Raw genomic sequence first — 18,920 nt, forward strand, 5'->3', positions numbered from 1 at the left:
GGGCTTCCCCGGCCTTCCCGTTTCTTGCGCTTGAATTGCGCGACGGGGCAGGGGAATTGGTAATGATACAAAAAGGTCGGGAATGCTGCCGGAAGGGCATGAAAAAGGGCCGCAAAAGCGCGGCCCTGGTCGATCACGCGGATGCGTCGATGCTCAAGGCACCAGCGGCTTCTTCGCGGACCGCTTGGCCTTGACGTCCGCGATCGCTTTTTCCACCGCGGACAGGCGCTGCGGCAGCGCCGGATGATTGGCGCTGTAGCCGTTCAACACGCTGGGCGGATAGCTCTCGGCCAGGCGGTTCCAGAACGCGGGCGCGTCCTTGACGTCGTAGCCGGCGCGCGCAGCCAGGTAGATGCCGAGGCGGTCGGCGGCGGCGTCCGCGTCGGCCGGCATGGCCTTGATGCCGCCGCTGCCGATCAGCATCGACGTGTCGGGCGTGATGCTCTTCAGGTTGTCGATGATGCTGCCGATCGTCGCGCTGTTGCGTTGCGAGGACGGGTGGCCGAGCATGTTGTGGGCCATCGTCTTGGCCAGCACGAAGGCCAGTTCGTCGTCGTCGTGCGTGAAGTTGATCATGCCGCGCGTGACGAGTACGCGGCTGCCGTCGCCGTACGCGTTGACGTTGTCCGCGTTGCCCAGTTCGATCGCGAAGGCGCAGGCGCGCGTAACGGGAATGGTCAGCTGGCGCTCGCTGCGGCGGCGCTCGATCGTCATCGGCAGGCTCGCCTGCGATGCGAGGATCTTGCCGAACAGCGCGCCCGCCTGGGACAGCGCATGCTCTCCGGCCGGCAGCGGCTTGCCGGCGGCGGCGAGCAGCACGTCGCCCTCCTGCAGGCCGGCGCGCGCGGCGCCGCTGCCGGCCAGCACGTCGGTCACCTGCAGGCGTTCGTCCATGCCGAAGGCGACGTGCGCGGCTTCGTTGTATTCGCCCGGATAGGACCAGCGGTTCTTCGCCGTGAAGCCGAGGAGGTTGCGCGCCTGGCCCTTGCACAATTCGGCATTCTGGATCAGTAGCGGCGCCGCGACCTTGTACAGGCGCTCCTGCAGGGCCGCCATCTTCGTCAGGGTGTCCGCGGCGGCGGCCATCTGCGGGCTCAGGGCCGGAGCTTCGACGGGGCGTTCGGTGACGCGCGGCGTGGCCGACGGTTGACGCGGTGCCTGCGTGGCGCAGGCCGACAGCAGCAGGGCTGCGGTGATGCCCAGCGCGGTCGTCCTGAAACCCGCGGGGCGCTGACGAAGATGTCCGGTCATGTGCTCCTCATAGTTTATTGTTTGCCGGTGGAGCCGAATCCTCCTGCGCCCCGGTCGCTCGTTGCGAAATCCTCCACGACGTTGAAGCCCACCTGCATGACAGGCACCACGATCAGCTGCGCCAGGCGGTCCATCGGCTGCAGGGTGAACGTGGCCTGGCCGCGATTCCAGGTCGAGACCATCAGCTGGCCCTGGTAATCGGAGTCGATCAAGCCTACCAGATTCCCCAGAACAATGCCGTTCTTATGGCCGAGTCCACTACGGGGCAGGATCATCGCCGCATAGCCCGGATCGCCGATGTGGATGGCGAGGCCGGTCGGCACCAGCACCGTCTCGCCGGGGACGATGGTCATGGGCGCCTCGACGCAGGCACGCAGGTCGAGGCCGGCGCTGCCGGCGGTGGCATAGGCCGGCAGGAAGTCCTTCATGCGCGGGTCGAGGATTTTCAGGTCGATATTCTTCATGGAGTGCTTGTGTGGTACGGGTGAATCAGGCCAGCAGCGAACGTTGTTCCAGACGCTTGGCAATTTCGGAAACGAGCTGGCGCGCCAGTTCCAGCTTGGTCGCGCGCGGGAGCACCGTGTGGCCGCTTTCGTCGAACAGCACGATCGCATTCTCATCCTGCCCGAACGTCTGCGGGCCGATATTGCCCACGAGCAGAGGAATGCCTTTTTTCTCGCGTTTCACCGCGCCGTATTCGATCAGGTTTTCCGATTCGGCCGCGAAGCCGACGCAATACGGCCAGCCGTTCAGCGACGTGGTCGCGGCGACGGTCGCGAGGATGTCCGGGTTCTGCGCGAAGTGAAGTTGCGGGGCGTCGCCGCTGCCGTCCTTCTTGATCTTCTGGGCGCTGGCATTGTCCACGCGCCAGTCGGCGACGGCCGCCACGCCCACGAAGATGTGCTGGCCGGAGACGGCGGCCATGACGGCGTCCAGCATCTGGCGCGCGCTCTGCACGTCGATGCGGCGCACGCCATGCGGGGTGGGCAGCGACGTCGGTCCGGAGACGAGCGTGACGTCCGCGCCGGCCTCGCGCGCGGCGCGCGCGATCGCATAGCCCATCTTCCCGGACGAGAGGTTCGTGATGCCGCGCACGGGGTCGATCGCTTCATACGTCGGACCGGCCGTGATCAGCACGCGTTTTCCCGCCAGGAGCTTCGGCTGGAACGACGCGACGAGTTCCTCGAGCAGTTCGTCCGGTTCGAGCATGCGGCCCATGCCCGTCTCGCCGCAGGCCTGCGAGCCGGCGGCCGGGCCCAGGATGCAGACGCCGTCGTCGCGCAGCTGCGCGACGTTGCGCTGCGTGGGCGCCTTTTCCCACATCTCGACGTTCATCGCCGGTGCGACGAGCAGCGGCACGTGGTGCGGGCGCGCGAGGCACAGGGTCGACAGCAGGTCGTCGGTGGCGCCGTGCGCGAGCTTGAACAGGAAGTCGGCCGAGCAGGGCGCGACGAGGATGGCGTCGGCATCGCGCGTGAGGTCGATGTGCGCCATGTTGTTGGGGATGCGGCCATCCCACTGGTCCGTGAACACGCCGCGGCCGGACAGCGCCTGCATCGTCACGGTGCCGATGAAATGGGTGGCCGCCTCGGTCATCACGACCTGCACGTGCGCGCCCTGCCTGGTGAGCGCGCGGCACAGTTCCGCAGCCTTGTAGCAGGCCACGCCGCCGGACAGGCCGAGGACGATCTTCTTGCCCTTCAGGTCCATGCTCATGGTTCCTCCGTGCTCAGTGTTTGTTCACGCGGCGCAGCTCATCGATGATGAACAGGAAGGCGCCGATCGTGATCGCGGTGTCCGCGATATTAAAAGCCGGGAAGTGGCCGACGCCGCGCCAGTAGAAGTCGAGGAAGTCGATCACGTGGCCGTAGGCGACGCGGTCGACGAGGTTGCCGAGGGCGCCGCCCATGATCAGCGCGAGGGCCCAGCAGAACATGCGCTGGCCCGCGTGCTTGCGCAGCAGGTAGATGATGAAGCCGACGGCCGCGATGGCGATGCCGGCGAACAGGTAGCGCTGCCAGCCGCCCTGGTCGGACAGGAAGCTGAACGCGGCCCCCTTGTTATACGCGAGGACCAGGTTGAAGAAGCTCGTGATGGACTTCTCTTCGCCGTGCATGAAGGTGCGCGTGATGGTGATCTTGCTGATCTGGTCGAGCAGGATGACGATGAAGGCGATGCCGAGCCACGGGGTCAGGCTGCCGCCCGAGCGCGACGAGACGGCGGAGAATGTTGGTTTTTTTTTGCTGGCCATGTCGATGGTCGTAAAGGTAAAACCCCGGGCACGCGGCCCGGGGCGCTGGTACGTCAGGCGAAGCGGCGCTGTTCCCCGCTGCCGAACAGGTTGCTCGTGCAGCGGCCGCACAGGCCCGGATGCGCGTGGTCATGGCCCACGTCGCGGCGGTAGTGCCAGCAGCGCTCGCACTTGGCGGCCGCGGACGGCGTCACGGTGACGGCTTCCGCCGCGGCGTCGGCGACCTGTTCGACGGTCGCCTGCGACGTGATGAACACGAACTTCAGGTCGTCGTCCAGGCTGGCCAGCGTCGCGTACTTGTCGCCGGCGGCCCTGAGCGCCAGTTCCGCCTGCAGCGACGAGCCGATCGCGCCGGATGCGCGCACTTCTTCCAGCTGCTTGGTGACGTCGGCACGGACGGCGCGCAGCAGCGCGTACTTGTCCAGCAGCGCGGTGCCGTCCGCGATCGCCGGGAAGGTCCACAAGGTTTGCGTGAAGATGGTCTCGTCGCTGTCCTTGTAGGCCTGCTCGCCCGCGAACACGGCCCACGCTTCCTCCGCGGTGAACGACAGGATCGGCGCCATGATGCGCAGCAGAGAATGCGCGATGTGCCACAGCGCGGTCTGCGCCGAGCGGCGCGCGTGCGAGTTCACGCCCGTCGTGTACAGGCGGTCCTTCAGGATGTCGAGGTAGAAGCCGCCCAGGTCTTCCGAGCAGAAGTTCTGCAGGCGCGCGACGACCGGGTGGAATTCGTAGCGTTCGAAGTGCTTGGCCACGTCATCCTGCAGGCGCGCGGTCTCGGCCAGCGCGTAGCGGTCGATCTCGAGCAGCTCGGTCGCCGGCACGGCGTTCTTGACCGGATCGAAGTCCGACGTGTTCGCGAGCAGGAAGCGCAGCGTGTTGCGGATGCGGCGATATGCCTCCGTCACGCGCTTCAGGATCTCTTCGGACAGCGCCAGTTCGCCCGTATAGTCGGTCGACGCGACCCACAGGCGCAGGATGTCGGCGCCCAGCGTGTCGCTGATCTTTTGCGGCGACAGCACGTTGCCGAGCGATTTCGACATCTTGCGGCCATGTTCGTCCACGGTGAAGCCGTGCGTGAGCAGCGCCTTGTACGGCGGACGGCCATTCAGCATCGACGACGTCAGCAACGACGAGTGGAACCAGCCGCGGTGCTGGTCCGAGCCTTCCAGGTACAGGTCGGCCGGGAAGTGCGACTGCGCCGCGTGCGAGCCGCGCAGCACGGTCTGGTGCGTCGTGCCCGAGTCGAACCACACGTCCAGCGTGTCGCGGTTCTTTTCGTACATCGCGGCTTCATCGCCCAGCAGGTCGCGCGGGTCGAGCTTGTGCCAGGCGTCGATGCCGCCCTGTTCGATCAGCCTGGCCACCTGCTCCAGCAGCTCGGGCGTGCGCGGATGCAGGTCGCCCGTTTCCTTGTGCAGGAAGAAGGCCATCGGGACGCCCCACTGGCGCTGGCGCGACAGGGTCCAGTCCGGACGGTTGGCGATCATGCCCTGCAGGCGCGCCTGGCCCCAGTCGGGGAAGAACTGCGTCTCGGCGATGCCGGCCAGCGCGGATTCGCGCAAGGTCGGGCCGCCGTCCTTCGGCTTGACGTCCATGCCGGCGAACCACTGGCTCGTCGCGCGGTAGACGATCGGCGTCTTGTGGCGCCAGCAGTGCATGTAGCTGTGGTCGAACATCTTCAGCTCGAACAGGGCGCCGGCTTCGGACAGGGCGTTGCAGATCGGCTTCGATGCTTCCCAGATCGTCATGCCGCCGAACAGCGGCAGCGTGCTGGCGAAGCGGCCATCGCCCATCACGGGCTTCAGGATCTCGTCGTCCTTCATGCCGTGCGCCTTGCAGGACTGGAAGTCTTCCAGGCCATAGGCCGGCGCGGAGTGGACGACGCCGGTGCCGCTGTCGGTCGTCACGTACTCGGCCAGGTAGACGGGCGACGTGCGGTCGTAGAACGGATCGGCCGCGTGCAGCGGGTGCTTGAAGCGGAGGCCGCCCAGCTTGTCGCCGGTCGTCGTGGCGACGATCCCGCCTTCCAGCTTGTAGCGCTGCAGGACGCTTTCGGCCAGGTCTTTCGCCACGATCAGCAGGATCGGTTGGCCGTTGCGATCGGCTTTCACGAGCGCGTACGTCACTTCCGGATGCACGTTCAGAGCCTGGTTCGACGGGATCGTCCACGGGGTCGTCGTCCAGATCACGATGAAGCCGTCGCCCGCGGGCAGCGCGTCCAGGCCGAACGCCTGCGCGACCTTGTCCGGTTCCGCGAACGGGAAGCCGACGTCGATCGCGGGGTCGCGCTTGTCCTGGTATTCCACTTCCGCCTCGGCCAGCGCCGAGCCGCAGTCGAAGCACCAGTTCACGGGCTTCAGGCCGCGATACACATAACCCTTGTCGAGCATCGTGCCGAGCGCGCGCAGCTCGTCCGCCTCGTTACTGAAATTCATCGTCAGGTACGGATTGTCCCACTCGCCCAGCACGCCCAGGCGGATGAAGCCGGCGCGCTGGCGGTCGACCTGCTCGAGCGCGTAGGCGCGTGCCTTTTGCAGCACCTCGGCCGTCGGCAGGTTCTTGCCGAACTGTTTTTCGATCTGGATCTCGATCGGCATGCCGTGGCAGTCCCAGCCCGGCACGTACGGCGCGTCGAAGCCGGCGATGGTGCGCGATTTGACGACCATGTCCTTGAGGATCTTGTTGACCGAGTGGCCCAGATGGATGTCGCCATTCGCGTACGGCGGACCGTCGTGCAGGACGAATCGGGGACGGCCGGCGGCCGCCTTGCGGACGCGTTCGTAGATCTTCTTGTCCTGCCATTGCTTGACCCAGCCCGGCTCGCGCTTGGCGAGGTCGCCGCGCATCGGGAAGGGGGTGTCGGTCATGTTGACCGGGTATTTGCTCTCCGGCTTCTTGTTGCCTTGTTGGCCTTTCTGGCCTTGCTTGGTATCGGACATGGTGATTTCTAAAGTGGACTGCTGTTATTCGTGATGACGGGACGGCACGCTGTTACGCCGTCCTTGGCGTCGTCGGGACTGCAAAAGTCCCGGTCAAATTCGGTCGGTGGCCGTGAGGGCGCCGGCGCGCTGGGCGAACCAGGCGCGTGCCTGCTGGGCGTCGCGCTCGATGGCGGCCGTCAGTGTGGGAAGGTCGACGTATTTTTCTTCGTCGCGCAGCTTGGTGAGGAATTCCACGCGCACGAGCTTGCCGTAGCAGGGCTGGTTCCAGTCGAAGACATGGACTTCCAGCAGCATGCGGCCCGCGTCCTCGACGGTCGGACGCACGCCGAGGCTGGCGACGGCCGGCAGCGGCTGGTCGGCCAGGCCGTGCACCTGCACGACGAAGATGCCGGCCAGGGCAGGGCGGTGGGCGACACGCAGGTTCAGCGTGGGGAAGCCCAGCGTGCGGCCCAGTTTCTGGCCGTGGATCACGTGGCCGGACATCGAATACGGGTGCCCCAGCAGGGCGCGCGTGGCGTCGAAATCGGCGGCCGCGAGCGCGGCGCGCACGGCCGAGGACGAGATCCGGGTGGAGTCGTGCAGCACGGCCGGCAGGCTGTGCACTTCGAAGCCGTAGCGCTGGCCGGCTTCGGCCAGCAGGGCGACGTTGCCGGCGCGGCGGGCGCCGTAGCAAAAGTCGTCGCCGACCATCAGCCATTTCACGTGCAGGCCGTCGACCAGCACGCGCCGCGTGAATTCGTCCGGCGACATCGAGGCGAAGTGCTCGTTGAAGTGTTCGACGATGACGCGGTCGACGCCGGCGTGTTCCAGCGATTCCAGTTTGTCGCGCAGGTTGGCGATGCGGGCCGGCGCCTTCGACAGGTCGCCGCTGCGCTGCGCAAAATATTCGCGGGGATGAGGTTCGAACGTCATCACGGCGGCTTCCAGCCCGAGCTTGCGGGCGCTCGCGGTCACGTGGGCCAGCAGCGCCTGGTGCCCGCGGTGGACACCGTCGAAGTTGCCGATCGTGAGCGCGCAGGGCGCGCGTGCCCTGTCGTTGGGAAGTCCGCGAAATACCTTCATTGGATGGTTCGTGCTTCTAGGCGAAATACCAGATTATACGGCAAAGGGCATGTTGCACAGCGCAACGCCTTTGCCGCTGCGGATGAGGTAGCGTTGCCCCCCAATAAAAAAAGCGCAGCCTGCGTGACGCAGACTGCGCTTTTTGTTCAGCCCGGGGCAGGGAGATCAGCCGGAGATCGGCTTGTTGATCGCCATGATGAAGTAACGGGCCACTTCCGCCGTGCCATCGGTACCGCGGACGGTCTTGAGCGTGTTGATGGCTTGCTGCTTCTTGCCGGCGACGGCGTAGGCTTCGCCCAGGTGCAGCTTGACGTCTTCCGGATGCTTCAGGTCCTTGGCTTTCGACGCGGCTTCCAGCATCTTCAGGCCCTTGTCGGCCTGGCCGGACTGGACCAGTGCGTAACCCAGCGATGCGAGGCCGTCGTTGTCGGCGTCCTTGATCAGCTGCGCTTCGGTCGCGGCCAGGTTCTTGTTCTGGTCGGCAAGGCTCTTTTCGGCCAGGTCCTTCAGGCGCTGGTGACGCGCGGCGTCCGGGCCGGTGCCCAGTGCGCCTGCCTTGTAGCCCTTGTCGATGACCTTCAGGGCTTCAGCCGGCGCGCCGGCCTGCAGCACGAGCTGGGCCATTTCCATGTATTCGCTCGGTTTCTTCAGCAGGCCGTTGGCCAGCTTCAGGCGGTAGATGTCCACGGAGAGGCGGCCCGAGAAGCCCGGCTTGCTCTGCACGCGGTTCAGCAGGTCGGTCCAGTACTGGGCCTTCGGATAGTTGGCGGCCAGTTTCTCGATGGTGTTGACGTAGCCGGCCTTGTCGTTCTTCTTGAGCTGGATGTTGGCCAGCATGCCCAGCTGGTCTTCGCTCAGGCGGCCGCTCTTCTCGGCCACGCGCAGTTCATTCTCCAGTGCCTGGATGTTGCCCTGCTTGTAATAGTTCTGCATCAGGTAGGCGCGCAGCTTCGGATCGTCGCGCTCCTTCAGCTGGCGTTCGATGGCGGCGTTGGCCTTGCCCAGGTCGCCCGCGCGCATGTAGATGCCGATCAGGCCTTCCGAGAACTGGGCTTTTTCGGTCGCGTTCAGCTTGCCGGAGCCGATCAGGTATTCGAAGGCCTTGGCGGCCGTGTCGTAATCGCCGGCGGCCGATGCGGCACCGGCACGGGTGCGTTCGATCAGGTAGGTTTCGTTGGCCGACTTGCCGCCGACCTTGTCGAGGTCGCGCAGCTTGGCCAAGGCTTCCTTGTTCTTGCCCGATTTAATCAGCTGCGCGGCTTCCTGCAGCGGTTTGCCGATTTCGGGGCGGAGGACCTCCGCGGCGTAGACCGGGGCCAGGCCGACCACGGGAGCGGCGGCGGTGAATCCGAGGGCGGCCACTACGAGGCCGAGGTGTGCGAGGCGGAATTTAGCCATTATCGAAATTCTCTCATTCAAAATAGACACGGCAGGGAAACCCTGCCGTGTTCATTATAGCCAAAGCGATTACTGGAACTGTTCGTTACCGACCATACCGATCTTGGTGACACCAAGACGCTGGGCCGATGCCATCACGCCAGCGACAACCTTGTACTCGACCAGCTTGTTCGGACGCAGATGCACTTCCGGCTGATCAGCTTGGGCTGCCACATTGGCGAGCTTCGCTTCCAGGGTGGCACGATCCGGGACGGGCTGGTTGTCCCAGAGGACGGTACCGTCGAAGTCCACGTCGATCGTGATCACTACCGGTTCCTTGGTCGGCGGCGGCGGATTGCCAACCGGCATGTTCAAGTTAACCGAATGGTTTTGCTTTGGAATGGTGATGATCATCATGATGATCAGCACCAGCATGACGTCGATCAGCGGCGTCATGTTCATTTCCATCATCGGTTCCGGATCTGCTCCTTTAGCTCCGGACGAACCAACGTTCATACCCATGGTGTTTCCTTTCAAATCTTGGGAAACCAGCGTGACAGCGGTCGAAACCGCTATCACGCTGGCGGGTTGCGTCCTGGTGGATCAGCCCTTATCAGGCGGTTCGGTGATGAAACCGACCTTCTGAATCCCGGCACGCTGGGCCGTGTACAACACCTTGCCGATGAATTCGTAGCGCGTTTGCTGGTCGCCACGAATCTTCACTTCCGGCTGGGGCACTTTCACCGATTCCTTGGCCAGGAAATCGAACAGTTCGTCGGTGTTGGCCAGGTGCTTCTGGTTCCAGTACATCTCGCCATCTTTGTTGACGACGATGTTCACGTCTTCCGGCGTGGTTTTGACAACCTGGTTGGTCTCGATCGGCAGGTTAATCTTCTGCAGGTGGAGGACAACCGGGCTGGTGATCAGGAAGATGATCAGGAGAACCAGCATCACGTCCACGAGGGGCGTGGTGTTGATCTCTGACATCACTGCATCTTCATCTCCGCTATCGGAGCCAACACTCATGCCCATGGTTTAGCCAACCTTTTTAGCAGCGGCGCCTTGAGCACGTGCAGCTTCGGAGGTGTGCATTGCGCCCGAGATCAGGACCGAGTGCACGTCTGCGCTGAACGAACGGACGTCTTCCATTGCGGTCTTGTTACGACGGACCAGCCAGTTGTAGCCCAGAACGGCCGGAACTGCAACGAACAGACCGAATGCGGTCATGATCAGTGCTTCACCCACCGGACCTGCCACTTTGTCGATCGACGCGTTACCGGTCATACCGATGTTGGTCAGTGCGTTGTAGATACCCCAGACGGTACCGAACAGACCGATGAACGGCGAGGTCGAGCCGACGGTTGCCAGGAACGACAGGCCATCCTGCAGACGCGACTGGACTTTGTCCACGGCGCGCTGGATCTGCATGGTCACCCAGGTCGACAGGTCGATCTGCTCGAGCAGGGCGCCGTCGTGGTGCTGGGTTGCCTTGGTGCCGGTTTCAGCGATGAAGCGGAACGGCGAGCCATCGGTCAGTTGAGCCGAGCCGGCAGCGATCGACGGTGCTTTCCAGAATTTCTGGTTGGTTTCCTTCGACTGCTTGAAGATCTTCATCTGGTCCAGCAGCTTGGTGACGATGATGTACCAGGAACCCATCGACATGATGGCCAGGATGATCAGGGTCATACGCGAGACGACGCCGCCTTCCCACACAGCCTGGATACCGAACGGGTTCTCGACTTCTTCTTTCTTGGCTTCGCCGCCAGCTGCCGGAGCCGCTGCCGGTGCCGAAGCGGCAGCGTCGGCTGCCGGTGCTGCTGCGTCAGCCGCCGGTGCCGCTGCCGGTGCGCTCGCTGCTGCCGAGGCCGGAGCGTCGGCGAAGGCCGGAGCGGACACCAGTGCCGATGCCGCAGTGACCGAGAACAGGAGAGCCGCTACGGTAGCGGACAAACGGGTATTCTTAAACATGCTTCCTCCAAAAATTTAAAATGAACAGTTCGCTGAACTAATAACAACGAAAATCATGCTTTTGAGACGATACGCTGTCTCTGGTTATTCCAGCGTCCAGACGTACTGAACCGGCTGCCAGGACTCGATGGCCTGGCCGTTCTCAGTTGCCGGCTTGAACCGGCACTTGCCCAGTGCCACCTGAGCAGCCTTATCCAGGTCGCGGAAGCCGCTGGACTTCGTGACCTTGGAATCCTTCACACCACCGTCCGAACCAATCAGGAACGAGATGGTCGACACACCCGTTTCTTCGTTACGCAGCGACGACTTCGGATATTCCGGCTTCGAGCACGTATTGAAGTCTGCGACTGCCGGGGTGCGGGCCGGACCGGCCGGCTTGGCTACCGGTGCCGGTGTCGGAGGCGCCGGCGGTGCCTTCACGATTTCGTTCGTCGCCGGTTTCGCCTGCGTCGTGTTAGCGATCACATTTTGCTGCGGCGGCGGGGTTTGCACTTGCACTTCCACCGGCGGGATGAACGGCGGAGGCGGCGCCTTCATTTCCGGCGGCGGCGGCGGGGGCGGCGTCTCCGGAGGTGGCGGCGGTTTTACGTCTTCAATGATCTTGGTCTCCACTGCCTCGGCCATCTTGCTGACCATGCGTTTGCCGAGACCAGTAACGATCCCGTAAGCAACGACCAGGTGCAAGACGATGACAACGGCGATACCAGTCAAATTCTTCCCGGGGTTCTTCTCATGCGAAAAATTCATCCTGCTTTCTCCAATACCAACCTTTTTTTGTTGCTACTAAACCCACAAAACACGACAAAAAGCTAAGAGCCGCATCCGGGACATCGGCGAATTATACCTACGAATTCTTTTTTGCACATACATTTTTACGCCCTCAAAGAGAGCCTATTTGTCTGTAAAAACAGGCAAAGAAAGTGATCAATAAAGAAGGGGCGCGGGTATGCCGATGGAGGTGGAAGTTAGTTGTTTTGCAATGTTGAGCGGACCCCTTTCATAATGTGTGGAAGATAAGGCTGCTGCCCTCAAAACACCGAATTTTCCATGTCTATTTTGCAGCTCAGCAAATATCATAAGAAAGAATCATGGCGTTTCTGCCAACTATATCGAAGTTCCAAGCGAGAGGGCGTACTGTTGAAGCGGTTTTGACCCTGGATAAAAGGGGCCAGTCATAACAAGTCCTTATGTCGATACAGGCACTTGATATGGCTCATTCACCACGTCAGATGTTAGTTGAACTACATCACAAGGGGAAGATGATGTCAACAGGATGGAAGAAAAAATGCCCGCGCCGAGTAGCGCGGGCCGGAAGGTCAGTAACGCGCGCGCTTCTCGCGACGGCACTCCAGACTGCTCACGACACGCCCGGATGGGTCAACGGTCTCGAGGCGCACATCGAAGCCCCACAGCCGTGCGACGTGCTTCAGGACCTCATGCGCCTGCTGGTTCAGGGGGCGGCGCTGGAACTGGGTGTGACGCAGCGTCAGCGCACGGTCGTCCCGCGTGTTGACTTGCCAGACCTGGATGTTCGGCTCGCGATTGCCGATATTGTACTGATCGGCAAGCTGCTGGCGGACGTAGCGGTATCCGGCCTCGTCGTGGATGGCCGAAATCGTCAGCTTGTCGCTGCGGTCGTCGTCCAGCACGGCGAAGAAGTGGAATTCCCGGATCAGCTTGGGCGACAGGTACTGGGCGATGAAGCTCTCGTCCTTGAAATTGCGCATCGCAAAGTCGAGCGTCTTGAGCCAGTCGCTGCCCGCGATGTCCGGGAACCAGGCCTTGTCCTCGTCCGTCGGCTCTTCGCAGATGCGCTTGATGTCCGTCATCATCGCAAACCCGAGGGCATACGGGTTAATGCCATTGTAATAGGGGCTCGTGGCCGGTGGCTGGTAGACGACGTTCGTATGGCTCTGCAGGAATTCCAGCATGAACCCGTCGCCGACGATCCCTTCTTTATAGAGCTCCTGCAGGATCGTGTAGTGCCAGAAGGTCGCCCAGCCTTCGTTCATGACCTGGGTCTGGCGCTGCGGGTAGAAATACTGCGAGATCTTGCGCGTGATCCGCACGAGCTCGCGCTGCCACGGTTCGAGCAGCGGGGCGTACTTCTCGATAAAGTAGAGGAGGTTTTCCTCGGGCTCGGGCGGGAAGCGGGGCGGCGGCTGGTCCTTGATCTGTTCCTCGCGCCGCGGCAAGGTGCGCCACAGCTCGTTGACCTGCGACTGCATGTATTCCTCGCGCTCTTTCTGGCGCGCCGCTTCCTGTGCGACCGACAGCTTGGCCGGCCGTTTGTACCGGTCCACGCCATAGTTCTGGATCGCGTGGCAGGAATCGAGCAATTCCTCGACGGCGTCGATGCCGTGCCGCTGTTCGCACTCGGCGATATAGTTCTTCGCAAAGACCATGTAGTCGACGATGGCGTCGGCATCGGTCCAGGTTCGGAACAGGTAATTGCCTTTAAAGAAGGAATTGTGGCCATACGCCGCGTGCGCGATCACGAGCGCCTGCATCGTCAGGCTGTTTTCCTCCATCAGATAGGCGATGCAGGGATTCGAGTTGATGACGATTTCGTAGGCGAGGCCCATCTGGCCCCGTTTATAACTCTTTTCCGTCGTCAGGAAATGCTTGCCGAACGACCAGTGGTTGTACGAGACGGGCATGCCGACGGACGTGTACGCGTCCATCATCTGTTCGGCCGTGATGATCTCGAGCTGATTGGGATAGGTGTCCAGGCCGAACTTCCTGGCCACCCGGCGGATTTCCTCGTGCGCCTGTTCGATCAGGTCGAACGTCCATTCCGACTGCTCGGGCAGGGCGCGCGGGTTGTTGGGATCTCTTGGCATAGCGGGCCTCGCTACTTGGGCTGCTTCTTGAACAATTCGCGGAACACCGGATAGATGTCCGCCGGCGTCACGATCTTCTGCATGGCGAAGTTCTGGTGATCGGCCGCCACCTCGGCGTACTGCTCCCACAGGTTCTGGGGCGGGCCGTCGGTGATCTCGACATACGTGTAGTACTGGACCATGGGCATGATTGCGTTTGTCAGGATCTGCTTGCACAGCACGGAGTCGTTGTCCCAGTTGTCGCCGTCCGAGGCCTGGGCCACGTAGCTGTTCCAGTCGCCGTTGCTGTAGCGTTCCGTGATGACCTTGTTCAGCAGGTGCAGCGCCGACGACACGACCGTGCCGCCCGATTCGCGCGAGTGGAAGAACTCGTTTTCGTCGACCTCGGCCGCCGCCGTGTGGTGGCGGATGAAGACGACGTCGATATGTTCGTAGACCCGCTTGAGGAACAGGTACAGCAGGATGAAGAAGCGCTTGGCGGTGTCCTTGCGGCTTTCATCCATCGATCCGGACACGTCCATGATGCAGAACATGACGGCTGCCGTGGACGGTTTCGGGATCTTGATGCGGTTGCTGTAGCGCAGGTCGATCGGGTCGATGAACGGGATCGCCAGCAGGCGCGTGTGCAGGTGGTGGATCTTGTGCTTCAGTTCGATCACCTGCGGATCGTCGTCCTCCGCACCCTGTTCGCGCAGGTCGCGCAACTGGTGCTCGAGCGCCGTCAACTGCTTGCGGGACGGACCGCCCACCGCGATGCGCCGGCCGAGCGCGCCGCGCAGGGAGCGCAGCACGTGGATATTCGACGGCGTGCCGGAGATGTTGTAGCCGGCGCGCTGGTTCTTGTATTCGACGACCTGGGTCAACTGCGTCTTGACCATGTTCGGCAGCTCGAGGTCTTCGAAGAAGTAATTCATGAATTCTTCGCGGGACAGCTCGAAGATGAAATCGTCTTCGGTCGTCTGCTCGCTGTTGCCCGCACGGCCGCGTCCGGCGCCGCCGCCACCGCCGCGGGGGCGGTTGATCGTGTCGCCTTTCTGGTATTCCGTGTTGCCGGGGTTGACGGTCTCCCACACGCCGCCATGGGCGTGTCCGAAATGCGGCTCGCTCACGTCCTTGACGGGAATCGAGACCTTCTCGCCATTCTCTACGTCGGTGATCGAGCGACCCTTGATCGCCCGGCCCACCGCATCCTTGATTTGCGCCTTATAGCGGCGCAAGAAGCGTTCGCGGTTGACCGCAGACTTGTTCTTGCCCTGCAAGCGTCGGTCGATGAGGTAAGTCAAAACAGGCCTCCTGCTGAAAGTCGCGGCGGGCCGGATTCCTTCCCGGTCCCTTATCTTAACTCGCCGCGCCGTAACGTGTTTGGGTGTTACGGATTTGGTGGGCCGCAAGTGTGCATACCGTTATGCTTCACGGGGCTCGAGAAACCGTAGCGAGCGGAAGCATGGGTGGCCGAGAAGCGCAGCCGTACCTTCGGTACGGTGAGCATCGCAGGCCGCCCAGGCGACGCGCAGTAGGTTTATCGAGCCCCCCATGCTTTACGAAGACTTTCTTACACGAAGGTACCACTCGCACAGGAGGCGGACCTGCTTGGGCGTATAGCCTTTTTCGACCATACGGGCCACGAAGTCGGCATGCTTGGTTGCATCTTCCGCGCTGGCTTTCGCGTTGAACGAAATCACCGGGAGCAGTTCCTCGGTATTCGAGAACATTTTCTTCTCGATCACGGTGCGGAACTTCTCATAGCTGGTCCACGCAGGATTCTTGCCGCCGTTCGTCGCCCGCGCGCGCAGCGCGAAGTTGACGATTTCGTTGCGGAAATCCTTCGGGTTCGAAATGCCGGCCGGTTTCTCGATCTTCTCGAGCTCGGCGTTCAACGTTTCGCGGTCGAAGCTTTCGCCCGTGTCCGGATCGCGGAATTCCTGGTCCTGGATCCAGAAGTCGGCAAACGTGACGTAGCGGTCGAAGATGTTCTGGCCATACTCGGAATAGCTTTCCAGGTAGGCCGTCTGGATCTCCTTGCCGATGAAGTCGACGTAGCGGTTCGCCAGGTGTTCCTTGATATAGGACATGTAGCGCTGCTCGGTCTCGCCCGGGAACTGCTCGCGCTCGATCTGCTGCTCCAGCACGTACAGCAGGTGCACCGGGTTCGCCGCCACTTCGGTGTTGTCGAAGTTGAAGACCTTGGACAGGATCTTGAACGCGAAGCGGGTCGACAGGCCGTTCATGCCTTCGTCCACGCCGGCGTAGTCGACATATTCGTGCAGCGACTTGGCCTTCGGATCGGTGTCCTTCAGGTTCTCGCCGTCGTACACCAGCATCTTCGAATAGATGCTCGAGTTTTCCGGGTCCTTCAGGCGCGACAGGATCGCGAACTGGGCCATCATGCGCAGCGTGCCCGGGGCGCAGGGGGCCTTGTCGAGCGAGGAATTGCGCAGCAGCTTGTCGTAGATCTTGACCTCGTCCGACACGCGCAGGCAGTACGGCACCTTGACGATATAGATACGGTCGAGGAATGCCTCGTTGTTGCGGTTGTTGCGGAAGGTCTTCCACTCGGATTCGTTCGAGTGCGCCAGGATGATGCCTTCGAACGGGATCGCGCCGAAGCCTTCGGTGCCCTTGTAGTTGCCTTCCTGCGTGGCCGTCAGCAGCGGGTGCAGGACCTTGATGGGCGCCTTGAACATCTCGACGAATTCCATCAGGCCCTGGTTCGCCAGGCACAGGCCGCCCGAGTAGCTGTAGGCGTCCGGATCGTCCTGGGCATAGTCTTCCAGCTTGCGGATGTCGACCTTGCCGACCAGCGAGGAAATGTCCTGGTTGTTTTCGTCGCCCGGCTCCGTCTTCGAGATCGCGATCTGCTTCAGGATGGACGGATAGCGTTTGACAACGCGGAACTTGCTGATGTCGCCGCCGTATTCATGCAGGCGCTTGACTGCCCACGGGCTCGGGACCGCACGCAGGAAGCGGCGCGGGATGCCGTAGTCCTCTTCGAGGATGGCGCCGTCCTCGTCCTCGTTGAACAGGCCGAGCGGCGATTCGTTCACCGGCGAGCCTTTCAGCGCGTAGAACGGCACCTGTTCCATCAGGTGCTTGAGTTTTTCCGCGATCGACGATTTACCGCCACCGACCGGTCCCAGCAGATAAAGAATCTGCTTGCGCTCTTCCAGGCCCTGGGCCGCATGGCGGAAATAGGAAACGACCTGTTCGATCACTTCCTCCATGCCGTAGAACTCGCGGAATGCGGGATATACCTTGATGACCTTGTTGGCGAAGATGCGCGACAGGCGCGGGTCGAGGCGGGTGTCGACCAGGGTGGGTTCGCCGATTGCGGCCAGCATGCGCTCGGGAGCGCTGGCGTAAGTCAGGGGATCTTTTTTGCAAAGCTGAAGGTACTCAGACAGGGAGTATTCCTCTTCCCGGGTACGCTCATAGCGGGCTGCGTAGTTATCAAAAATGGTCATGTGAATGTCCTCTAATGTGCTAACACTGATCACGTCTGGCGGCTGACTGAGATTGCCGCCCAAGCCCGGTCTTGGCAGGTGGGACGTCGAAAACCTGCTGCGCGTTGCATTTTTGTCCTGCGATGCTCGCTGTACCAGCGTACAGCTGCGCTTCTCGAACAAAACTGCTGCCGCTCGCGACGGTTTTCGAGATCCCCCCAAAGCGTTCTTGTTGGGGTCGCCGTCTGGATTTGGAGGTCAGAAGATCTGACACAAAACGAAGGGCGATGTTCTTGTTCTCATCCGGTTTTGACCGGGGCCTCGTGGTACCCGCCGTTGTGGATCCAGGCTGGTGGCGAGACCCCTCGCCGGTTTGTTAGCGCCCGCTGAGAGCGTCTTCTTACGCTTATGAAATTTATTATCTGCCTATTAGTTCTCGAAGTCAAAACAGTGTCGTGCACGTGTACCCGGCCTTTCCAAGTCCTTGTAACGAATAAGGGAATAACCTTTTTTAAGATCATTGCGAACCACGCCTTTACACCTTTTTTGGTATTTCGGACATGGTTTCCAACCAAGACTTTTGATCCCGTCAGCCACGATCATGTTTATTAATCGTTAAGTAAATAGTGCACCATCTTGCTAAGCAGTGGCGCACGCGTATCGTGTACGGACATATCAGGAATTCTTCAGTGAAATGAGAGGCTTGCATCGATGCGCTACACTGGCTGCCTGATTCCATTCCACCGATTCAACGCGGAGATCCCATGCTGAACGAACAGCTGCGCCATATGTTGCAGGCGATGCCGAAAGCAGAATTGCACATCCACATCGAAGGCTCGCTCGAGCCCGAGCTGATTTTTGAGCTCGCGCAAAGAAATGGTGTGTCTCTTCCGTATGCATCGGTCGAAGCGTTGCGTCAAGCGTACGCTTTCACCGATCTACAGTCGTTCCTGGATATATATTACGCAGGCGCAAGTGTTCTGCTGACCGAGCAGGACTTTTATGACATGACGATGGCCTACTTGCACCGTGCCGCCGCGGACAACGTCCGCCATGCGGAGATCTTCTTCGACCCGCAGACCCACACGGCGCGCGGCGCGCCGTTCCAGACCGTCGTCGACGGCATCTGGCGCGCCTGCCAGGACGGGCCGATCAGCGCCACCCTGATCATGTGCTTCCTGCGCCACCTGTCCGAGGAAGAAGCCATTGCCACGCTGGAAGAAGCGCTGCCGTTCCGCGACAAGATCATCGGCGTGGGCCTCGACTCGTCCGAGGTGGGCCACCCGCCGGAAAAATTCGCGCGCGTGTTCGAGCGCGCCCGCAACCTCGGCCTGCACCTCGTCGCGCACGCGGGCGAGGAAGGGCCGCCGGCGTACATCGAGAGTGCGCTCGATGTGCTCAACGTGGAGCGCATCGACCACGGTGTGCGCTGCCTCGAGGATGCCAACCTGACGGCGCGCCTGGTGCGCGAACAGATGGCACTGACCGTGTGTCCGCTGTCGAACATCAAGCTGCGCGTGTTCGACGTGATGGGCGACAGCAACCTGCGCCGCCTGCTCGACGAAGGCCTCGCCGCCACCGTGAATTCCGACGACCCGGCCTATTTCGGCGGCTATATCAACGACAATTACCTGGCCGCGTTCGACGCACTGCCGCTCGGCGTGAATCACGCGCGCCAACTGGCGAAGAACAGCTTCGCCGCCGCCTTCCTCGAGCCCGAGCGCAAGCGCGCGTACCTGGCCGAAGTGGACGCCTTCTTCGACGCCGCACAGGCCGCGTAACC

The 18,920-nt window shown here is 62.1% G+C and carries 15 protein-coding genes; 1 reads left to right on the forward strand and 14 read right to left on the reverse strand.

Going from position 1 to position 18,920, the window contains the following annotated elements; genetic code table 11:
• Positions 1-153 precede the first annotated feature (153 nt).
• The 14 genes from ACEN9G_RS18685 to ACEN9G_RS18750 all read right to left on the reverse strand — a co-directional run bounded on the left by ACEN9G_RS18685 (position 154) and on the right by ACEN9G_RS18750 (position 17,158).
• The gene (locus ACEN9G_RS18685; RefSeq protein ID WP_483126837.1) at positions 154-1,251 is read right to left on the reverse strand and encodes a M48 family metallopeptidase; all 1,098 of its coding nucleotides are present in this window, start codon (positions 1,249-1,251) and stop codon (positions 154-156) included.
• Positions 1,252-1,265: 14 nt separating this feature from the next.
• Positions 1,266-1,715: a dUTP diphosphatase gene (gene dut, locus ACEN9G_RS18690; RefSeq protein ID WP_413338383.1), complete on the reverse strand. Its 450-nt coding sequence runs from the start codon at positions 1,713-1,715 to the stop codon at positions 1,266-1,268.
• 25 nt (positions 1,716-1,740) lie between these two features.
• Complete coding sequence (gene coaBC, locus ACEN9G_RS18695; RefSeq protein ID WP_160409486.1) at positions 1,741-2,961, reverse strand: bifunctional phosphopantothenoylcysteine decarboxylase/phosphopantothenate--cysteine ligase CoaBC; 1,221 nt, start codon at positions 2,959-2,961, stop codon at positions 1,741-1,743.
• Positions 2,962-2,980: 19 nt separating this feature from the next.
• Positions 2,981-3,502, reverse strand: coding sequence for a signal peptidase II (gene lspA, locus ACEN9G_RS18700; protein WP_413338381.1), 522 nt, complete (start codon positions 3,500-3,502; stop codon positions 2,981-2,983).
• Between the two features lie 53 nt (positions 3,503-3,555).
• A complete protein-coding gene (gene ileS / locus ACEN9G_RS18705) occupies positions 3,556-6,444 on the reverse strand; it encodes an isoleucine--tRNA ligase (protein ID WP_413338379.1) in 2,889 nt (962 codons plus the stop codon).
• 93 nt (positions 6,445-6,537) lie between these two features.
• On the reverse strand, positions 6,538-7,509 hold the full coding sequence (locus ACEN9G_RS18710; RefSeq protein ID WP_413338377.1) for a bifunctional riboflavin kinase/FAD synthetase: 972 nt from the start codon (positions 7,507-7,509) through the stop codon (positions 6,538-6,540).
• Between the two features lie 165 nt (positions 7,510-7,674).
• Positions 7,675-8,907: a tetratricopeptide repeat protein gene (locus ACEN9G_RS18715; RefSeq protein ID WP_413338375.1), complete on the reverse strand. Its 1,233-nt coding sequence runs from the start codon at positions 8,905-8,907 to the stop codon at positions 7,675-7,677.
• Between the two features lie 69 nt (positions 8,908-8,976).
• Entirely contained in the window at positions 8,977-9,408 is a 432-nt protein-coding gene (locus tag ACEN9G_RS18720; protein WP_200948779.1) for an ExbD/TolR family protein, read from the reverse strand.
• Between the two features lie 81 nt (positions 9,409-9,489).
• Entirely contained in the window at positions 9,490-9,918 is a 429-nt protein-coding gene (locus ACEN9G_RS18725) for an ExbD/TolR family protein (RefSeq protein WP_371767846.1), read from the reverse strand.
• 3 nt (positions 9,919-9,921) lie between these two features.
• Positions 9,922-10,854, reverse strand: coding sequence for a MotA/TolQ/ExbB proton channel family protein (locus tag ACEN9G_RS18730; RefSeq protein ID WP_413338373.1), 933 nt, complete (start codon positions 10,852-10,854; stop codon positions 9,922-9,924).
• A gap of 84 nt (positions 10,855-10,938) precedes the next feature.
• Positions 10,939-11,601, reverse strand: coding sequence for an energy transducer TonB (locus ACEN9G_RS18735; protein ID WP_056136155.1), 663 nt, complete (start codon positions 11,599-11,601; stop codon positions 10,939-10,941).
• A gap of 569 nt (positions 11,602-12,170) precedes the next feature.
• Positions 12,171-13,697 carry a SpoVR family protein gene (locus tag ACEN9G_RS18740; protein WP_025511494.1) on the reverse strand — a complete coding sequence of 509 codons (1,527 nt, stop codon included), beginning with the start codon at positions 13,695-13,697 and terminating at the stop codon, positions 12,171-12,173.
• A gap of 11 nt (positions 13,698-13,708) precedes the next feature.
• Positions 13,709-14,980, reverse strand: a complete 1,272-nt coding sequence (locus ACEN9G_RS18745) for a YeaH/YhbH family protein (RefSeq protein ID WP_413338370.1) — start codon at positions 14,978-14,980, stop codon at positions 13,709-13,711.
• A gap of 255 nt (positions 14,981-15,235) precedes the next feature.
• Positions 15,236-17,158, reverse strand: coding sequence for a PrkA family serine protein kinase (locus ACEN9G_RS18750; protein ID WP_036233941.1), 1,923 nt, complete (start codon positions 17,156-17,158; stop codon positions 15,236-15,238).
• A 743-nt stretch (positions 17,159-17,901) separates the two neighbouring features.
• Between ACEN9G_RS18750 and ACEN9G_RS18755 the strand changes: the two genes are divergently transcribed.
• Positions 17,902-18,918, forward strand: coding sequence for an adenosine deaminase (locus ACEN9G_RS18755; protein ID WP_413338369.1), 1,017 nt, complete (start codon positions 17,902-17,904; stop codon positions 18,916-18,918).
• The last annotated feature ends 2 nt before the right edge of the window (positions 18,919-18,920 follow it).

This window comes from Massilia sp. Masssp94 (assembly GCF_059491305.1).